Consider the following 1,516-nt stretch of genomic DNA (forward strand, 5'->3'; position numbering starts at 1 on the left):
CCTCCGCAAGAAGTCCACGCCGAGCACATGCAGTTGCGGACCGCCGCCTGAACGCGACAGTCAAGACCCTGTCCGAAGAACGCGAGGCCCCTCACACCCCACCACGGGGCGAGCTCTTTGATCAACTCGATGGGGTGTTGGAGGCGGATGCCGGGCAGGGCAGATGAGCACATGCTGCACAGGCCCCAGGATTCCGGCTTCATAACTCTCCCGGCCCGTGCGGCCCTTCTCGTGTCACAACCCGCGCCCACCCGACGCCGCTGCTCCCCAGGTCGTTACCAGGAGCGGCCGTCACGGCCCAGGGCACGTCTCGTCGCGCGCTTAATCACCGTCCCGGCGACCACATGGCTGAGGATGCCTCGCCGCCGGAGTTCGGCGGAGATCTGTGACCTTCTGTGCATGCATACGTAATCGTGCAGCTCATTTGGCTCATCGTCGGTGAAACGGATTGGGCGGGGATTGTAGCGGGCCACGATTCGTGTGTGGCTATGTCCCGTGTGCATGCGGGCGGCACCATCGCTGCCGTTCTTGTTGCGGGGCTTTCCATATGTCCGCTTCCTGGAAGAAGGATCGGTTCGAGTGTCAGGACGGTGGATGCCAGTGCCGGCGACGGAAAGGGAACGAAATGAGCAGGCCCGGTATGCTGTGGCGGCTGCGGAGCGGTATCGCGCTACTGCGGCGGAGCGGCGTGTCGTTGATGATCAGTTACAGGCTGGGGTGAGGTTTCCGGACTCCCCTGAGGCGATCGCTGCTCGTGCCACACGTTTGCTCGACCGGAGCGTGGTTGTGCTGAGCGGGGCAAGTGGTCCTCTCATGCGGGGCGGGCTTCCTGACTCGCACGAGCGGATCATCGAGGCATCTAAGGAGTTACAAGCCTGGAGTTTCTTACCGCGAGGGGCACGGGCTGCTGGGACTGTTGCCCGTATCTCCATCCGTCACAGTGGGCGTGAGCTGCCGCATGGCACGGGTTTCCTGGTCTCGCCCCGGCTGTTAATGACTAACCATCATGTTCTGCCGGATGCGGGCATGGCGCGACGTTGTTTTGTGGAATTCAATGTGCAGGTCACCATCGACAACGTCCCGGAACGTGGCGTCCGGTTCGGGTTTGATCCCGGTAGCTTCTTCGTTTCGGATGAGCGGCTTGACTTTGCGCTTGTGGCCGTTCAAGCCGCCCCCGGTGGCCGCCCGGTCGGTGAGGTGTTTGGCTGGAATAGGCTAAGCGTGGAGATGGGCAAACTGGTGGTAGGTGAGCCAGTCAACATCATTGGCCACCCAAGCGGTCGGTTGAAGGAGATCTCCGTCCGCAACAATGCCCTCCAAGTCCGGCTGGACCATTTTTTGCATTACAGCACTGATACCGAGCCGGGAAATTCGGGTTCGCCAGTCTTCAATGATCAGTGGGAAGTCGTCGCTGTGCATCACAGTGAACGTCTTTCATCCTGAATAGTTGCAGGTCAGCAACGTGTGAACGGCTCGGACGATGGTGCTGACGCGGCGGGTGGAACATCGGGCTCGT

1 protein-coding gene is annotated in these 1,516 nt (G+C 61.4%); it reads left to right on the plus strand.

Annotated elements, in window-relative coordinates; genetic code table 11:
• Window positions 1-813: 813 nt before the first annotated feature.
• Entirely contained in the window at window positions 814-1,443 is a 630-nt protein-coding gene (locus tag ACZ6C1_RS39020; protein ID WP_469247774.1) for a trypsin-like serine peptidase, read from the plus strand.
• Window positions 1,444-1,516: the final 73 nt, after the last annotated feature.

The organism is Streptomyces sp. NPDC041796 (assembly GCF_055590785.1).

Excerpts from the sequence above, each read along its gene's own strand:
- ACZ6C1_RS39020 (WP_469247774.1), top strand. The coding sequence starts at position 814 with ATGCGGGGCGGGCTTCCTGACTCGCACGAGCGGATCATCGAGGCATCT.